We start from the raw sequence: 17,293 nt of genomic DNA, 5'->3' as shown, positions 1-17,293 counted from the left end.
CCGTAGCCATGAGCAATATGCAGCAGGCCAGAGTTGGTTTACATGCAGTTCCTTGCCTTCTAGAACACGTTTCAGTGATGATGCCAAGAAAGCCACAACCACAACGCAGCAAAACATCAAAACCAAAAAAAGCGTTCAAACAGCCCCACAACATCGTCATCAAGTACCCAAGTTAATGCTTTCAACAAAAATATTAACTTTCCTAACCAAACGAGGCTCATTGACAATGTGAGTGCTGCCTAAACTAAAAAACAGATCTTATTGTTCAAAAAATGAATAATAAGATCTGTTTTTCATTTACAAAAAAGAAAAACAGCCACCTAATCAAATTAAAGATCAGTTGGCTGTTTTACAGTTTCATGCGACTAATGAATTACCAGATCTTAACCCGATCGCAGGTGCCTTATACATGGCATCCCCCTCAACAACGTCAAACGTGCTGAAGAAGTCATCCAAATTCTGAACCTGGACGTTTGCCCGCAACTTAGCAGGGGAGTGAACATCAATGGATAACAGAAGCTGTTCGCGTTCCTTGGTTGCTTTTGAACGCCAAATTGTGGCCCAGTTGATAAAGAAGGCTTTTAGGTCAACATCGGGTTCGCCCTTTGCGGCTTCCAGCGCGCAGCTCAACCCGCCGCCATCAGCGATGTTTTCGGAAACAGTCAGTTTACCATTTACCTTTTGCCCAGCGTATGGCAGGCCGTCGAACTCATCGATCATGTTTTGTGCAAGATCTTTGAAATGCGCGTTGTCTTCTTCAGTCCACCAGTTGTTCAAATTACCGTATTCGTCAAACAACGATCCGTTGTTATCAAAGGCATGAGAAATTTCGTGGGCGATAACGGCACCGATACCACCGAAGTTCTCGCTGGACGATTGGTTCAGACTGTAGAACGGTGCTTGAAGAATCGCAGCTGGGAAGACGATGATGTTGTGGAATGGGTGGAAGTAAGCGTTGACCGTGTTAGCGCTCATTTCCCAGCGGGTGCGGTCGACCGGTTGGTTCCATTTCGAAAATTCGTCTTCGTTACGGATGCGGGTAAAAGTCATGATGTTGCTGAGCAGCGAACCGCCGTCTTCTGCAGTGGTGACTTTAAATTTCGAATACAGTGGGGTGATGGTGTCGGGGTAACCAACTTGAATGCCCAGTTTATCCAGTTTTAATACCGCCTTGTCACGGGTGGCTTTACCCAGCCAAGTGTTGTTGGCCAGCCGTTTCTTATAGACGTTGACCATCTTAACGACCATGTTGTGAACGTCCTTTTTGGCTGCCTCGCCAAAGTATTTGCGGCCGTAGTAGTCGCCGACAACTTGGTCAAACACGCCGGTAGCGAGGTCGTAGGCGGCCTTTTCTTGGGAGCGCGCTTCCTTGCGACCGGAGAGTGCCCGACCAAAGATGGTGCTTGTTTGACGGAAATCTTCGGTTAAGTAAGACGATAATCCGGAAACGGTCTTCACCAGCAACCAACTCTTCATGAGTGGGAAGTTGGCGTCAGTGAGCAGGTCGTTCAAGGCATCAAAGTACGCTGGTTCTGGCGTGATAATGACGTCTGGCGTGCCCTTCACTAAGGTCATAATTGCAGCCTTCAAATCAAGCTTATCCGTGCTGCCGGCAATGTCATCCAAACTGCGTGGATTGTACATCTTGCTGTAGTCCGCGCCTTCTTCAGCAGATTTCACGTGTGGCGCAATCAGGCGGTCGAACTGTTCAGCCTGATCGATGATCGTTTTTGCTTCATCGTCACCGTACCCGGCCAACTTAAAGAGTTGGGTCATAATGTCGGTGAATATTGGCATTAATTGAGCAGCGGCTTGGTTGCCTTCAGCGTAGTAGGTCTTGTCAGGCAGAAACAGAGAAGGACCACTCGCAAACAGCGCGTAAGTTGTGGAGTTTTTCATGTCAGAATCGATGTCAAATGAAAATGGCGTTGGCAGCCCGGTCAGGATCCAGTCAGCCAGTTGGTCACTGAGATCCTGATAGTTGGTCAATTTAGTGATGCGGTCAATGAACGGCTTCAATGGTGCGGCGCCGTCTTTTTCCCGTTTTGCAAAGTTCGTCGTCAACGCGTAGAATTTCTTGAATTCAGTTTGTTCAGGATTGGTGGGTTGTAAGTTGCCTTTGAGCAGCTCATCAAAGTCGCTCATCAGCGTTTTTTCAATGTTGTCAGCGAGATCTGTAAAACCGCCAGTGGTGGAGTGGTCAGCGGGAATCACGGCCGTTTTCAGCCAGTCACCGTTGACTGCGTCGTACAGATCCGTTTTGATCTTAGTTTCATCAATTGTGTTTGCCATGCAGATACCTCCAGAATTTTCAGTTACGGTTATTATACCGCTTTGATTGGGGTTACCCAATTGATTGTATGCACAAAGTTGCGCGATGAGGCCGCTGAAAATAAAGCGAACCTAACTTTTAGTACGCTATAATGGTATATACCTATTTGAAATTTTAAATAAACAATGTTTATCAGGGTTAAGAAAACATCATGAGTGGTATCCGAATGGTTATACTCTCACAGTTGCCATGGACGTTATAGTGGATTTAATTGACTTGCTTTAGCTTATTAAGTAGGCCAATGATAATGAAAGGACGGTTCGACCGTTCGCTAGCACAGGTATTGCCGAACGCTAGTTATTAAAAAGACATTTCAAAATTATCCGATTTTGAAATGTCTTTTTGTTTATCTCAATTACAGGTTAAGGTATTAACGGATAGAACCTTTATAAAGTTAAAAGGCCCAGCATTAAAGTTCTTTTCGCTGAATCAATCCCAGCGACAGCAAGAAGCAAACAGCTAGAATTGCTATACTGACCCAAGCATATGGCCAAAATTGACTCACAGTGATCTGTCCGACACTGATCTTGACCGTGGTTGAGAAAAAGTTGATATATTTCAACCAGTGCCAGTGTGCGACAGCCGCAATGATGGAAACGGCCAACGGAAGATGACAATAAACGCGGCACTGCCGATCTGTGACCCCGTTAAAATAAGCAACACCACCGCCATCCCGAAGACCACGCTGATGAAGAAGGTCGTGATGCCGACCGTTGCCAGCGTTGTTGATAAGAGGTGCCCCCAGCTAGTGCCTAGCTTACGGCCCATTGCCAGCCCAACGAGAATGCCGAAGACGTAGTAGGCGAGAATTTGCAGCAGGATATCTACAAGCATCGTAATGTATTTGGCGACAATGAACCCCGAACGGGAGATACCTGAAATGAGCGTGTTTTTATAGGTTTCCTGACTAAATTCATACCCGATCACCATCACGAAAATACTGATAAACGCGTACATCAGAATGCTGGCACCAATCGTCATGGCGCGGACGCCTGAGAGAACCGTCCACGTCCCACTCGCGAGTTGGGCAAGGGTGTCCTCGGGTGCACTAACCATCACGCCGCCAACGGATTTAAAATAGATCGTGACGAAACTGTAGATCAAAACTAAAACGAGTAAGAGATAATGGCCGATCGTGTGCGTTTGTCGGTAGAAATCAGCTCGTAATTGATTAAGCATGCTGGCCGCCTCCTTGCGTCTTGAGTAGATCGGTGTAATATTCCTCCAAGGAGCCCTCCTGGCGGGTGATATTCTTAACTGCGACCCCCGCAATCACCAGTTCTTGATTGAGTTTCGCAGTGTCTACTGAAAGGTCATGGACCAGGATGCGAGCATCATCTAAAACGGTGAACGGTTGGATATTTGAACTGTCTAACAACTCGGCTGCTAATTTGACATCATCCACCGTGAGTAGGATGCCTGATCTATTCTCCTTGTCCAGGTCTTCCTTGGTCACTTCTTTAATAAACTGACCGTGAGAAATGAAGCCAAACTTCGTTGAGACTTGATATAACTCTGTCAAAATATGGCTGGAAATCAAAATGGTGGTGTTCTGTTCGCGATTCAGTTTCTTCAGGAGTTCCCGAAAAGCATGATGCCAGAAGGATCCAACCATTGATGGGCTCATCTAATACCAAAAAATCGGGTTGCGAGAGTAATGCCAGTGCTAACCCCAAACGTTGCCGCTGCCCTAATGAGAGCTTACTGGCTTTCGTTGTTGCCTTTTCATCTAAACCAACGAAGTGAATGTTGTCCGTAATCACTTGCTTATCCTGAATCCCGTGTTGAATGGCGGCCAGCGTTAAATTTTGTTTAACCGTCAACTTCTTAAATGCAGCAGGTGTCTCGATGGCGGCGCCGACGTGCTTCAGTGCCTGCTGATAATGCGGTGCCTGTTCTCCTAATAGTGTAATACTGCCGCTGTTAAGCGGTGAGAGGTGCGTGATCAGCCGCATAATGGTTGTTTTACCGGCGCCGTTTTCGCCGATGAGCCCGTAAATATCCCCACGATTTACGGTGAATGACACATCGTTTAGTGCCTGAAAACGACCAAATTGTTTACTGACGTGTTGTAATTTTAAAATGGTGTCCATTGCGTGTCGCCCCTTTCTTGTGATTATCATAACGAATCTTTCTTAACTAGTGCCATAAGTAATCCTTAATTAATCCTAAATTGTGATGGCGGCATGTAAGCGGTAAAATAGAGGTAAAGAAGGAGGGGACTGCCATGCCGACCGCAACGATTCTAATTGTTGAAGATCACGACGATATTCGCACCTTATTGAAGGACGTATTGGCGCCAATGTACACGATTGCTGAGGCGGCAGACGGCGTCAAAGCCTCTCACAATTCAATGCCACTCACCCAGATTTAATCATTCTTGATCTCATGTTGCCAGGCATCATGGGGGAGAGTGTGTTGAAGACACTGCGGAAGATAACGCAGGTGCCAGTCCTTGTCCTCACAGCGATTCAGGATAAACAAAAGATCGTTGACCTGTTAGAAGAGGGTGCGAATGATTATCTGACAAAGCCGTTCGATATCGATGAATTAGTTGCGCGTGTAAAGGTCCAGCTGCGGCAAGTGCCGGCGCAACAATCGAGTAGTACGACACTTACTTGTGGATTAGTGAGCGTGAATCAGGATACCCATGAAATACTGGTAGCGGGAAAACGGTTAACACTGCCGAAGAAAGAGTTTGAGCTGTTAACGATTCTGATGCGCCACCCACATCAGGTGTATCAAAAAGAGCAGTTGTACGAAACGGTGTGGGGCGAACCCTATGTCAACGGTGATAACACCATGAACGTGCATTTGAGCAACCTCAGGACAAAGATCAATAACTTGTCGCCGGATGCGCAGTATGTGAATTCGATTTGGGGGATTGGGGTGAGATTTGATTAAGAGCGTGGAACAAGGCGGGGTAGGGGCGGTGTGTAACGGACTCTGGGCTAAAAGTCCGGGCCTGACTTTTAGCCCAGAGTCCGTTACACGTTAGCCCCGTGCCTTGTGGAACGCGTTTCGGCACTGTTGCTAAGAAAGAGATCCTGGAACGTATGTCGCTAGCTATCAAGAAAGCCATAACCCACAATTCAAAAAACACAAGGAGCATGAACGAGAATGACCATTCTATTATACATACTCATCGTTATCCTACTGGGCATTATTGCGCTGCTAATGACCGAAATTCACCGGATCACCAAGGAACTCACCTTCATCAACGCTCACGAAACAAACGGATACGTCACGTCAAACACTGCCTTGCCAATCATTAAACACCTAGTTACTGCCAGCAATCACAGCCTCAAAGTGAGTCGTGATCTCCAACAGCACCAAGCCCAGCAAGAAGCTGAAGTGCAGCGGATGCTGACTAATTTGACGCATGACATTAAGACCCCTCTGACCGTTTCAATGGGGTACGTGCAGTTGTTGTCTAAGGATGTGTCGCCCCAGCATCAGCCACAGTTGCAGCGGATCAGCCGCAACTTGGCGTCGGTTAATTACTATTTGCGGTATCTGATGGATTTTAATTTGATGCAGGAAAAGAGTACAACACTGACGGTTAAGCCGGTCAACGTGTCACAATTATTGGAAAATGAATTGTTTGATTACTATGATGAATTGACGAAACGACAGTTGGTTGTGACACCCGATATTGCGCCGAATGTGACGATTCCAACGGATGCTACCTTGCTGACGCGAGTCTTTCAAAATTTAATCGGCAATATTTTAAAATATGCTTCAGGACAGGTGGCTGTTAGTCTCAGTCAAGTGGATGGCAGTCACTATCACCTTGTTTTTGCAAACCAGGGAAAGCACTTGCCAGAACATCCTGATGAGTTGCTGAACCGGTTCTATACCGCAGATGAGTCACGCACCAATCAGAGTGTTGGCCTGGGATTCAGTATTGTGCAGTCGCTGGTGACCACGTTAGGCGGCCGGTTGCAGTTAGCCACTGAGGACGACTGGTTTAAGGTGACCGTGGTGTTAAAACCGTTGCAAGAAATCAAAAAATAAGTGTTGACTTGTTTTGAGCGAGCGACTATAGTATGCACTTGTGTTCAGAGTTAACGTCCTGCTTGATAGGGCGTGTTTATGAAAATAGAATCAATGCGCAATTTAGTTTTACTGGGTGTCGCTTGCGATGCACAGTAGTCATGTCTAAATTGAGATGTATCTGATGATCAGTTGTTTAGTTAGTCGTACCAATGACAAACTAAATAGGCTTATTTGGTCAGCCGATGCATCGTTTAGTTTGACTGCTGCGTTGACGCCACCCATTAAACACCAACAGCGTGAACCAGACGATACACCGGTTGATGAGGCCGTAACTGTCAAGATACGCCACCTCATAAACCCATCAACTCTCACGAAAATTCTCAACATAAGAGGGGTATCGTCATGGCAACTGAGTCTTATTTAAAGAATCAAACTGTACAAAAATACCGGTGGCTGATTTTAGTAGCTACCGGTCTCTTTACGTTTATGTCAACGCTGGACTCCAGCATTGTGAACGTGGCACTGCCGGTCATTAGCCGGGATCTGAAAGTCCAAATGAACCGGGCAGAGTGGGTCGTTTCAATCTATTTGATTGTCATTTGTGCGTTATTGTTATTATTTGGTAAATTGGGCGATTCACTTGGCAAAGTCCGGGTCTTTAAACTCGGGACTTACCTGTTCGTGATCGGCTCGTTTATGGCTGGCTTTAAGGGGAGTTTCGCCCTGTTGCTAGCTGCCCGGGTTATTCAGGCGCTGGGCGCTTCAATGACCATGGCAACCAGCAACGGTATCGTTTCCGAAGTCTTTCCCTTGGCTGAACGCGGTCGGGCATTAGGTATGATTGGCTCGTTTGTTGCGCTCGGTTCAATTACGGGACCCGGTGTCGGGGGTATCGTGCTGGCGCATTTTAGCTGGGGCTTTATCTTCTGGATCAACGTGCCCGTTGGCATTATCACGATTTTGATTGGGCACTTTGTGTTGCCGAAGGATCTCACACAGTCCCATGAGGCTATTGATCGAAGCGGCGCCACCAGTATGGCATTGCTAGTCGTCACGTTCTTCACAGCTATTTTTCTGGCTCAGGAATATGGGTATCGCTACCGGCCAGTTATCGTGTTATTTGCCATTGCAGCGGTGACGGCCATTTGGTTCGGTATCACAGAAACGCATCAAACAAAGCCGCTATTGTCATTTGCACTGTTTAAGAATAGTGCGTTTTCGGTCAGTTTACTTTGCGGGTTCCTGATTTTTATTAACAACTTCTTCTATACGGCCATCACGCCGTTCTACCTTGAAAATGCGCGGGCACTGAGTCCAAACGATGCCGGGTATATCTTGATGATCTCGCCAATCGTGCAAGTCGTAGTTGCCCCGATTGCCGGTAGTCTATCGGACCGGATCGGACCTGAAAAAATTACGTTGATTGGCCTGTGCTGCATTCTGTTGACCCAGGTTGTTCATGACAACGACAATGAGCACACCGTTTTGGCTGTTTGCGGCTAACATTGCGCTCCTGGGTCTTGGCAACGGATCCTTTCAGGCGCCGAACAACACGATCGTTATGAATGCGGTTGAACCCAAGGATTTGGGTGTTGCCGGTGGGATGAACGCGCTTGCCAGAAATCTAGGATGGTCATTGGAATCGCCATTTCAACGTCAGTCCTATTTGCTGGGATGAGTCATAAAATTGGCCACCATGTCACCACCTACATTTACGGCCGGCCGGACATCTTCATCTATGGGATGCACGTTGCCTTTGCGGTTGCCATCGGTATTTGTGGCTTGGCTACGCTGATTACGTTGTACCGAGTGATTGCGGCTGAAGTGGTTAAACGTCGGGCTTAAACAATCAATTATAGAAATCCAAAGTAGTCTGCTGACTTGCAGGTTACTTTGGATTTTTTTCGTTGACACTCATTTTTTTGCGTAGTTAACAAGAGACACATAAATTGATTAATACACATAAAATGTGTATTATGAAGATCAGAAAAATGATCATGAAAACTAGAGAAATCATTAGGTTATTGCATCAGAATGGGTTTATTGAAGAATCTGAAAATGACTCATCGCATTTAAAGTTGCATAATCCATTTACAAATACGACTGTAATGGTACCGAGACATGCTCAGAAACTCGGTAAGGGATCAGAGCGCGCTATTTTGAAAGAGGCAGGTTTGAAAAAGGAGAAAAATCATGAAGAAAGATAATGTTTTATATCCAGTAGTTTTAAAACCAGATAATCAATTTATTTTTGTTCGGGTACCGGATTTAGAAGGTGGGTATACTCAGGGAAACGATACGTTTGATGCAATTGAAATGGCTGAAGACCTTATAGGCAATTTACTTGAGAATACAACCTCCTACCCAAAACCCTCGGAACCATCAGATATTTCCTTGAAAAAGGATGAAAAATTAGTCTATGTAACTGTTGATTTAGCGGCTTTTAGACGCAAATTTTCCAAAACGATTCGTCGGAACGTGACGATTCCCGAGTATCTCAATCACATGGCGAACGATGAGAAAATCAATGTCTCACAAGTGTTGACTGAGGCACTTGAGGAAAAACTGGGCGTTTAAGAAAAAAATTGTGCACACTTGAATATTATTACAAAAATAATAAAAGCATCACTTTTTCCTACACAACCGAAATCAAGGCCTATAAATTGATATAAACCCACGCAGTTATCTTAAGAAAACCGGTTTCAAAATGAGTAAACTTTAACACGAACTCATATTTTTTTAATTTACCTGTTGACACGCGTTTCATTTCGACGCATAATGGTCACTGTTAAATTCATATGAGAAACTAACGAGAAGATGAGTAGATCAGTAATCATCCCGAGAGAGTTGCCGTTTGGTGCAAGGTAATGATGAGAGCTGATTGAAGATGGTCTTTTACATCGTTTCAGCGCTGAACTACGGCTAGGCGCTGGCGGGGACGCCCGTTACAGCGTTAGGGTATGCACAACAGTAAGTACTGATTTATTAAACCAGACTTTGTTTGGCGTACCCACGAGGAATGGCTCGCGAGGGTCGTTTAAACTAAGGTGGTAACGCGAAGGCATTTTCGTCCTTATCTAGAGATAGATATGGATGGAAATGCCTTTTTATTTTGGAAAGGGAGTGTCCCGAATGAGTGAGAAAACATAACGGTACGAGTTATTAAAACAACAAGCGCAGGCATTGTTAACGGGACAATTTGATCTCGTCGCTAACATGAGTAACCTGGCGTCATTGATTTTTAATGAGTTGCCGCAATTGAACGGGACCTCGTTTTACCGGTTCAAAAATGATGAATTAATTCTTGGTCCTTTCAGGGGAAGCCAGCCTGCATGCACATCGCGGTTGGCAAAGGGGTCTGCGGCACGGTTGCTGCAACTAAGAAACCAGAAGTTGTCCCAAACGTTCACGAGTTTAGCGGGCACATTGCCTGTGACAGTGCCTCTAATTCCGAAGTCGTCGTTCCAATATTTAAAGACGGCAAGTTCTGGGGTGTCCTTGATTTAGATAGTCCGGAATACAATACGTTTGATGATGTTGATGCAAGTTATTTATCAGAAATTGCGCCGATCGTTTTCGGTGTTCAAGCAGAAATAGGAGGGCGGGCCTAGATGGCAGAAGAAGCGACTAACGTCATTGATTTACAACACATCAAGGTCACGTTTAAAAACAGCGGCAAGGACCTGAAAGCTGTCGATGATGTGAGCCTTCAAATCAAACAGGGCGATATTTATGGCATTATCGGCTATTCCGGCGCTGGAAAATCCACGCTGGTTCGGGTCATTAACCTCCTCCAGCAACCCAGTGATGGCAAGGTTGTCGTCAACGGTCAGGATCTGCGGGACTTAAAACCGGCACCATTGCGTGAAGCCCGCCAAAAAATCGGCATGATCTTCCAGCACTTTAATCTCATGAAGTCGCGAACCGTTTTGGGCAATGTTGAGTATCCGTTGCTGGGTAAGAAGATCAGTAAACAAGAGCGGCAGGAAAAGGCGCTCAACCTGTTGAAACGCGTTGGCTTGGAAGACTATGCCAATACTTATCCGCAGCGGTTATCCGGTGGTCAAAAGCAACGGGTTGCAATTGCCAGAGCGTTAGCCACTGAACCAGAAGTGCTCATTTCAGATGAAGCCACGAGTGCCCTGGATCCGAAAACGACGAAGGCGATTTTGGAGCTGTTGAAGAAACTCAACGATGAGCTCGGGTTGACCATCGTCTTGATCACTCATGAAATGCAGGTCATCAAATCCATCTGTCATAACGTGGCTGTCATGGATGAGGGCCGCATCATTGAACGGGGAACGGTTGCGAAGGTCTTTACGGATCCACAAGAGAAGTTGACGACCGACTTCGTTGAAACCTCGACGAACGTTAAGGCAGCCATTGACCGAATCACAACCGCGATTGATGTTGAGAAGTTACCGGCTAACCAGGAACTGGTTTACTTCAATTTTATTGGTAACGCAACGAAGCAAAGCATTCTATCCGAGTTATCGCAAACGTACCACGTGGCCGAGAACATTCTATTTGCGAACATTGACCAGATCGACGGTGAGAACGTCGGCTACATGATTGCCATTATTGAAGGCGAGCTGCCACCGTTCAACAAGGCGTTGGAAGATCTGCGGCCCCATGGTGTTAAAACACAGATTCTCAGTGGTAAGCCAGCAAAGGAGGGGGCGGAATAATGTTAGAAAAACTCATTCCAAACGTCCTCCAGATGAAGGGGCAGTTCGTGCAAGCCACGTGGGAGACGCTCTACATGACCTTTGGTTCAGCGATTATAGCGGTGGTGTTGGGGTTGCTCCTGGGAGTCTGTCTCGTGATTACCCAACCGGGCGGCATCCTGGAAGACGGGTTGACCTATTCCGTCTTGGATAAACTCACCAACCTGTTGCGGTCGATTCCATTTATCATTTTACTGGCGGTGATTTCACCATTAACTCAGTTCCTGATTGGGACGACCGTTGGGACGACCGCATCACTGGTGCCATTGATTGTCGGGATCTTCCCGTTCTATGCACGCCAGGTACAAAACGCGCTGTTGGATGTGGATCACGGCGTCATTGAAGCCGCGCAGTCCATGGGGTCAAGTCCCACCGCAATCATTTTCCGGGTCTATCTTCGTGAAGGTCTGGCAGATATCTTGCGGGTGTCCATCGTGACCATCATCAGTCTGATCGGGTTGACCACCATGGCCGGCGCCATCGGGTCTGGTGGCCTCGGAGACATCGCCATCAGCATCGGGTACGCCCGGTTTGAAAACGACGTCACCTTCGTCGCCATGATCATCATTTTGATTCTAGTCTTTGCGGTTCAGATCATCGGCGACCTGATTGTCAAAGCCGTTGAGCACAACGATTAATTTATTGGTAACAACACTTAAAAGAGATTACAGAGAAAGTTATTATAGGTGGAGAAGTATGAAGAAGAGTTTTTGGTGGTTGATCGGCATTATTGTCGTCATCGTATTAGCAATTTTTGGGATTCATTCAGCAACCAGTCACAGTGCCAGTTCAACTAAAACGAGCACCATTACGATTGGCTCACAGGGGTCCGACTACGACATTTGGCAACACATTGCTAAGTCTAAGGATGCTAAAAATATGGGTCTGAAGATCAAGGTTAAGCAGATCACAGACGGGGTTCAGTTAAACAAGGCGACCGCTCAAGCAACGTCGACGTGAACGCCTTCCAATCATTGTCATACTACCTGGCTTACAACAAGGAAAATAAGTCCAGCAAACTGGCTGCATTGGGCACCACATACTTGGAACCAATGGGAATCTACTCTAAGAAGTACAAGAGCGTAAAGGATATTCCCGATGGCGCAACGATCGCTATTGCGAACAACCCATCACAAGCTGCTCGTGGGTTGATTCTGTTACAAAAGGCTGGATTGATTAAGCTTGATAAAGACTTTGGTTACCTTGCACTGTCAGTGATATCAAGAGTAACCCTAAGCACCTGAAGTTTAAGGAAATTGACGATACCACTGGTCCTCGGGTCATCAACAACGTTGACGCCGTATTGATCTCAAACACGGTTGCGTTGGAAGGCCACTTACATGTGTTGACGGATTCCATCTACCACGAAAAGGTTGACCAATCTACGAAGGACAACATCAACATTTTGGCAACCGCTGCGAAGAACAAGAACAACAAAGCCTACAAGAAATTGGTTACCCTGTACCACAAGAAGGATATCCAATCCTATATCAAGAAGAAGTACTACGGCACTAAGATCGAAGTTAATAAGCCATTGTCATACTTTGACAACTAGGCAGTTTCAAGTCAGTTAAACACGATTAAATTAAAAGGAGATCATCAATTATGGCTAAAGTAGAAAGTTTCACCCTGGATCACACAAAGGTAAAGGCACCATACGTTCGCTTAATCACTGAAGAACACGGTGAAAAGGGCGACATCATCAGCAACTACGATCTGCGACTCGTTCAACCAAACGAAAACGCGATTCCTACAGCCGGTTTACACACCATTGAACACTTACTTGCTGGGTTATTACGTGACCGTCTTGATGGCGTTATCGATTGCTCACCGTTTGGTTGCCGGACTGGATTCCATTTAATCACTTGGGGCCAACATTCCACAACAGAAGTGGCTAAAGCTTTAAAGGGTGCCTTGGATGACATTGCCAACAAGATTACCTGGGATGATGTGCAAGGCACGGATAAGTACAGCTGTGGTAACTACCGGGACCACTCATTGTTCTCAGCTAAGGAATGGTCAAAGGACATTTTGGCAGAAGGTATTTCGGATGATCCGTTTAATCGGAATGTGGTTTAGAGAGCGCGGAACAAGGCGGTTAAAGGGGCAGAATGTAAGCAACTCTGGCAGAAATGCCCGAACTTGGCATTTTTGCCAGAGTTGCTTACATGGCCATGGCCGCCCCTTGCCTTGAGGAGCGCGTTTAGGCAAGGTGGCCAAGGAAGAAAGCACGAACGAACCTACACTGTGCGGTAGCTCGTCATCGTCATTATCTTTCGCTTTGTATAACGCGCCAATCCTAAGTTAATGTCAATCCCATACAAAACAACACCCCAGGAGGTATGCGAAATGAGTAAACTTGCAATCATTACTGGTGCCGGCCAAGGAATTGGCGAGGGCATCGCTCACCGATTAGTGAAGGACGGCTACGCTATTGCAGTGGCAGACATCAATGATGAAACGGCTGCGAAGGTGGCTGTTGATTTAACAAGTGAGGGCTATCAGGCGAAGGCATATCATGTTGATGTGGCGCACCGGGATGAGGTCTTTGCACTCGTTGAAAACGCAGTTGCAGATTTCGGTGATCTTGCATTGTACGTTAACAATGCTGGAATCGCCTTTATTGATAGTTTTGTAGATTCTGACCCTGACGATGTTGAACGATTATTGGATGTGAACCTCAAGGGGACTTATTGGGGTATCCAAGCCGCTGCTACCCAGTTTAAGAAACAGGCAACGGTGGTCGAATCGTGAACGCAGCGTCGTTGGCAGGCTATGAAGCATCGGCTTTGCAAAGTGCTTATTCTGCCTCTAAATTTGGGATTCGTGGGTTGACCCAGTCGGCTGCCAAGGAGTTAGCAAAGGATAAAATTACAGTTAACGCCTATAACCCAGGCATCGTGCGAACGAAGATGCGTGACGCAATCGATGAAAAAACGGCAGCTATCAAGCACGAAACGGTCGCGGAACAACAGGCAAACTGCTTGGAAGAAATCGCAATCGGACGGGAAGCAACGCCAGCGGACGTAGCGGAAGTTGTGGCGTGGTTTGCGTCGGACGCTGCTGGCTATGTGACTGGGCAGTCGTTGCAGGTGGATGGTGGGATGAGATTTCATTAGAGAGTGCGGAACAGGCCGGTTAGAGGGCGGAGTGTAAGTGACTCTGGCAGAAATGCCCGAACTTGGCATTTGTGCCAGAGTCGCTTACACAGGAGCCCTCTAACCGGCCTGTGTAGCACGTTTAGTCTCGAGGACAGAGAAGGACTACGTGAATAGGGCCTTTAACATGTAGATCACGAAAAAACTCTGAACCACAATCCTAAAAGATCAACTATCCAAAAAACCACAATATACAAAAAGAGAGATACTCACATCGAGCATCTTCCTTTTTTAATACCGTGGTTTTTGTGGTTCTCTCATATGTAGCCTAAACGTGCTCCGGAAGGCAGAGGGTTCCTGCCTAAGGGCAAGTCGGTCAAAAAGGCAGGCCCAGCCTTTTCGACCAACTTGCCCTTAGGCTCCGCCCTCTAACCGCCTTCCCCCACACTCTTACTTTGTCCACCACTTCTTCGTCAACACCTGAACGCCCCTTAACTCGTTCAGCTGAAACTCCCTAACATCCCCGTCGTGGGTCAAATAAAAATGGCCATCATCAGTGTAGGTATTGACCATGCCCGTGACGCTGCCACTGCGATTAAATTGAAGTTGGATGACCCAGTTATGGCGATACGCGTCCTTGATCGTCGCTAAAAAATTACTTGATGTGTCCTGCATTTAAATTCCCCCCGCTATGAACTAAATCCATTATAGGAACTCAAAATTTGCATTTCAATCTTGACTTTTTGAGAAATCCTGGCGTTTCAAGGGGGACGCGGGTTTATCGAATTGGGGTTTTTTTCGAGGTCAAAAATCGGTAAAATAAAGGCAACTACTATCAAACAATACTAGTCAAAATGAGGGATTATGATGACAAACTATGTGAACGGACACATTTTTACGGGTGAAAACGAAACCGCTTTCGTTGACGCCATGCAAGTGGTTGACGGTCGCGTGACTTGGACGGGGGCTACACCCGATGCGCCGCAGACCGACAACGTGGTTGATCTGAAGCACCAGACCGTTTTACCGGGGCTGCTGGACATTCATACCCATCCAAAATACATTGCTGACGCCTTACATGGGGTGGCCTGTACGCCACCTGAAATCAACAGCATTTCGGATATGCAAGCCGCCTTGCGAAAATCTCCTGAATATGGTCAGGGTGCTGACGTTTGGCTTGAAGGGTGGGGCTTTGATGAAACGAAATTAGCTGAGCACCGCACGCGACAGTAGATGATCTCGATGCGGTCACCACTGACCAGCCAATCTTTATTTACCGGTCAGACTGTCACTCCTCCATCGGTAACTCTAAGGCACTGGCGATGGCCGGCATCACTGCTGATACGCCGGATCCTGAAGGCGGCCATATTGGTCATTTTGCGGACGGGCGGCCAAACGGTTATATGCAGGAAGTGGCCGCTTCGCAGTTGCTAATTCGTGCTAAATCCGCGCAAAACTACCAGCAGGATGTGACCAATATGCGAAACACGTCCGATCACTATCTTGCCAACGGATTAGTTGCTATTGGTGAGCTGATGGGGCGCAAGCAGCCCTATGACTCACTTCGGCTGTATCAGGATGCGATGGCTGCTGGTTTTAAGCCGCAGACTGCGATTTACTATGTTTGGGATGAATTGAAAAACGACCCGGATCCCATTTTGCCGACCGAAAATGAGAATTTGACCATCGCTGGTGTCAAAGTCTTTATGGATGGCAGTATTTCGGGCGAGACGGCCTGGAATCAGCAACCGTACCCAAGTGGCAAGAACGGGATTCAACTGACGACAGGGACTGATTTAATGGCTGCAGTGACGTTTGCGCGCGACCACCAGTTACAGGTTGCCGTCCACGCCATGGGTGATGCAGCCATTCAACTGATTTTGGACACAACTGATCAGGTGACGCCTTGGTTATCTGATCGACCATCGATTCGGATTGAACACGCCACGTTACTCAGTGATGCCATGCTGCACCAGATTCAGGCAGCCAAGATGCAGTATGCATTGGTGACTCAGCCGATCTTTTACTTTGCGGAAGACGAGTCTTATCGCGCCTACTTATCACCGCAACAGTTTAAAACAGCTTACCGGATCAAGTCGATGCTCGAAACGACTGCCACGGCGCTTAGTTCGGATGCACCGTGCACGCCATGGGCGGAACCGGATAGCCCGTTTATCGCCATGCAGGCAGCGGTCAACCGGACTGCAGTGAACGGTGATGTGGTGAATGCTGATGAAGCAATTTCAATTGGACAGGCCGTTTTGGCCTATACGAAATGGGCGGCTGAAATCGCTGGCTTGTCTGATAGCGGGCAACTCACCGTCGGAAAGCGGGCAGATTTTGTGGTGTTAAATCAGAACCCGTTTACGGTTGTGGCTGAAAAGATCGGTGAGACTCGAGTTAAGCGTACTTGGATCAAGGGGCAGTGTGTCTACGAGGATCAGTAAAGACTTGAGTATAAGTGCCTATCAATACCGGTACCACTACCATCTGTGCTACCATAAAGATAACAATAAAAAACGGAGGTGGTCTCGATGTTTGAAAAAATCTTGGTGCCCTTAGACGGCAGTGAAAATGCGTTTGCGGCCCTCAGAGCAGCGTTTGATATTGCGAAACACTACGACTCAAAAATTATTGCGGTCAGTGTGGCCAACGACCAGAGCTATACCCAATATGGTGCCGTGTTTGGTGACGATATTATGCAACATATGAAGGATCAAGCTGGAGTTGCGCTTAAACAGACAACTGGTGAAGCAGAAGATGCTGGCGTGGCAATTGAAACGCATTTTGAAGTTGGCATTCCAAAACAGTCGATTGCGGAATCGCTGCCAGAACGATTTGGGACCACGCTAACGGTCATTGGGAAGTCAGGTGCGCACGGGCTGAACCGGGCAATTATGGGATCGACAACGGCCTATGTCGTGCGGAAGTCTACTTCGCCTGTGTTAGTCATTAGTCAGAGCGTGTAGGAAAACGGGAGGAAGCGGAGTGTAAGCCGACTCTTGTATAAATGCCTGGTTTTGGCATTTATACAAGAGTCGGCTTACATGCAGCTTTCTGTTTTCCGAAACGCGTTTCGGCGTGGCTGCCAAGAAAGACTCAATAAATGCCTGCTTAAATCAAAATAACCCAAAAAA

General features: G+C 46.9%; 9 protein-coding genes, 8 pseudogenes and 1 other annotated feature. Of the genes and pseudogenes, 13 read left to right on the top strand and 4 right to left on the bottom strand.

Annotation, left to right across the window (positions count from 1 at the left end):
- Positions 1 to 373: 373 nt before the first annotated feature.
- From JCM11969_RS13730 to JCM11969_RS13715, 3 genes and pseudogenes are all read right to left on the bottom strand, one after another.
- Positions 374 to 2,292 (bottom strand): annotated as a pseudogene (locus tag JCM11969_RS13730) (M13 family metallopeptidase).
- Between the two features lie 598 nt (positions 2,293 to 2,890).
- Positions 2,891 to 3,511 (bottom strand): ABC transporter permease, encoded by a 621-nt coding sequence (locus tag JCM11969_RS17250; protein ID WP_225353314.1) that lies wholly within the window; start codon positions 3,509 to 3,511, stop codon positions 2,891 to 2,893.
- Positions 3,504 to 4,425, bottom strand: a pseudogene (locus JCM11969_RS13715) (ABC transporter ATP-binding protein). The gene JCM11969_RS17250 and the pseudogene JCM11969_RS13715 overlap by 8 nt, the downstream one beginning before the upstream one ends.
- A gap of 134 nt (positions 4,426 to 4,559) precedes the next feature.
- On the opposite strand from JCM11969_RS13715, the pseudogene JCM11969_RS13710 reads away from it, so the two are divergent.
- From JCM11969_RS13710 to JCM11969_RS13660, 11 genes and pseudogenes are all read left to right on the top strand, one after another.
- Positions 4,560 to 5,236, top strand: a pseudogene (locus tag JCM11969_RS13710) (response regulator transcription factor).
- Between the two features lie 216 nt (positions 5,237 to 5,452).
- Positions 5,453 to 6,349 carry a sensor histidine kinase gene (locus JCM11969_RS13705; RefSeq protein ID WP_054712031.1) on the top strand — a complete coding sequence of 299 codons (897 nt, stop codon included), beginning with the start codon at positions 5,453 to 5,455 and terminating at the stop codon, positions 6,347 to 6,349.
- A 384-nt stretch (positions 6,350 to 6,733) separates the two neighbouring features.
- Positions 6,734 to 8,176: pseudogene (locus JCM11969_RS13700) on the top strand (MFS transporter).
- 146 nt (positions 8,177 to 8,322) lie between these two features.
- Positions 8,323 to 8,538, top strand: a complete 216-nt coding sequence (locus JCM11969_RS13695) for a type II toxin-antitoxin system HicA family toxin (protein WP_054712033.1) — start codon at positions 8,323 to 8,325, stop codon at positions 8,536 to 8,538.
- Positions 8,525 to 8,908: a type II toxin-antitoxin system HicB family antitoxin gene (locus JCM11969_RS13690; RefSeq protein WP_054712029.1), complete on the top strand. Its 384-nt coding sequence runs from the start codon at positions 8,525 to 8,527 to the stop codon at positions 8,906 to 8,908. The genes JCM11969_RS13695 and JCM11969_RS13690 overlap by 14 nt, the downstream gene beginning before the upstream one ends.
- Before the next feature lie 222 nt (positions 8,909 to 9,130).
- Positions 9,131 to 9,409: a binding site (T-box leader), on the top strand.
- A gap of 105 nt (positions 9,410 to 9,514) precedes the next feature.
- A pseudogene (locus JCM11969_RS13685) lies at positions 9,515 to 9,942 on the top strand (GAF domain-containing protein).
- Positions 9,943 to 11,019: a methionine ABC transporter ATP-binding protein gene (locus tag JCM11969_RS13680; RefSeq protein WP_054712027.1), complete on the top strand. Its 1,077-nt coding sequence runs from the start codon at positions 9,943 to 9,945 to the stop codon at positions 11,017 to 11,019. It abuts the pseudogene before it with no gap.
- On the top strand, positions 11,019 to 11,696 hold the full coding sequence (locus JCM11969_RS13675) for a methionine ABC transporter permease (protein ID WP_054712025.1): 678 nt from the start codon (positions 11,019 to 11,021) through the stop codon (positions 11,694 to 11,696). Before JCM11969_RS13680 ends, JCM11969_RS13675 begins: the two co-directional genes overlap by 1 nt.
- Positions 11,697 to 11,754: 58 nt before the next feature.
- Positions 11,755 to 12,613: pseudogene (locus tag JCM11969_RS13670) on the top strand (MetQ/NlpA family ABC transporter substrate-binding protein).
- Between the two features lie 50 nt (positions 12,614 to 12,663).
- Positions 12,664 to 13,137, top strand: a complete 474-nt coding sequence (locus tag JCM11969_RS13665) for an S-ribosylhomocysteine lyase (RefSeq protein ID WP_054712024.1) — start codon at positions 12,664 to 12,666, stop codon at positions 13,135 to 13,137.
- A 270-nt stretch (positions 13,138 to 13,407) separates the two neighbouring features.
- Positions 13,408 to 14,177 (top strand): annotated as a pseudogene (locus JCM11969_RS13660) (acetoin reductase).
- Between the two features lie 429 nt (positions 14,178 to 14,606).
- Here JCM11969_RS13660 and JCM11969_RS13655 read toward each other — a convergent pair.
- Positions 14,607 to 14,831 carry a hypothetical protein gene (locus JCM11969_RS13655; protein ID WP_054712022.1) on the bottom strand — a complete coding sequence of 75 codons (225 nt, stop codon included), beginning with the start codon at positions 14,829 to 14,831 and terminating at the stop codon, positions 14,607 to 14,609.
- A gap of 192 nt (positions 14,832 to 15,023) precedes the next feature.
- Between JCM11969_RS13655 and JCM11969_RS13650 the strand changes: the two are divergent.
- Positions 15,024 to 16,603: pseudogene (locus tag JCM11969_RS13650) on the top strand (amidohydrolase).
- A gap of 87 nt (positions 16,604 to 16,690) precedes the next feature.
- On the top strand, positions 16,691 to 17,125 hold the full coding sequence (locus tag JCM11969_RS13645; protein ID WP_054712020.1) for a universal stress protein: 435 nt from the start codon (positions 16,691 to 16,693) through the stop codon (positions 17,123 to 17,125).
- The last annotated feature ends 168 nt before the right edge of the window (positions 17,126 to 17,293 follow it).

The sequence above is a fragment of the Secundilactobacillus paracollinoides DSM 15502 = JCM 11969 genome (genome assembly GCF_001311135.1).
GTDB lineage: Bacteria > Bacillota > Bacilli > Lactobacillales > Lactobacillaceae > Secundilactobacillus > Secundilactobacillus paracollinoides.
Note: the sequence above shows the minus strand (reverse complement) of the source record. Positions and strands in the feature narration are given on the sequence as shown.

Bases quoted from the DNA above. Each gene is read 5' to 3' on its own strand.
- JCM11969_RS13690 (WP_054712029.1), top strand. From the start codon at position 8,525: ATGAAGAAAGATAATGTTTTATATCCAGTAGTTTTAAAACCAGATAAT.
- JCM11969_RS13665 (WP_054712024.1), top strand. From the start codon at position 12,664: ATGGCTAAAGTAGAAAGTTTCACCCTGGATCACACAAAGGTAAAGGCA.
- JCM11969_RS13655 (WP_054712022.1), bottom strand. From the start codon at position 14,831: ATGCAGGACACATCAAGTAATTTTTTAGCGACGATCAAGGACGCGTAT.
- JCM11969_RS13675 (WP_054712025.1), top strand. From the start codon at position 11,019: ATGTTAGAAAAACTCATTCCAAACGTCCTCCAGATGAAGGGGCAGTTC.
- JCM11969_RS13695 (WP_054712033.1), top strand. From the start codon at position 8,323: ATGATCATGAAAACTAGAGAAATCATTAGGTTATTGCATCAGAATGGG.
- JCM11969_RS17250 (WP_225353314.1), bottom strand. From the start codon at position 3,511: ATGCTTAATCAATTACGAGCTGATTTCTACCGACAAACGCACACGATC.
- JCM11969_RS13680 (WP_054712027.1), top strand. From the start codon at position 9,943: ATGGCAGAAGAAGCGACTAACGTCATTGATTTACAACACATCAAGGTC.
- JCM11969_RS13705 (WP_054712031.1), top strand. From the start codon at position 5,453: ATGACCATTCTATTATACATACTCATCGTTATCCTACTGGGCATTATT.
- JCM11969_RS13645 (WP_054712020.1), top strand. From the start codon at position 16,691: ATGTTTGAAAAAATCTTGGTGCCCTTAGACGGCAGTGAAAATGCGTTT.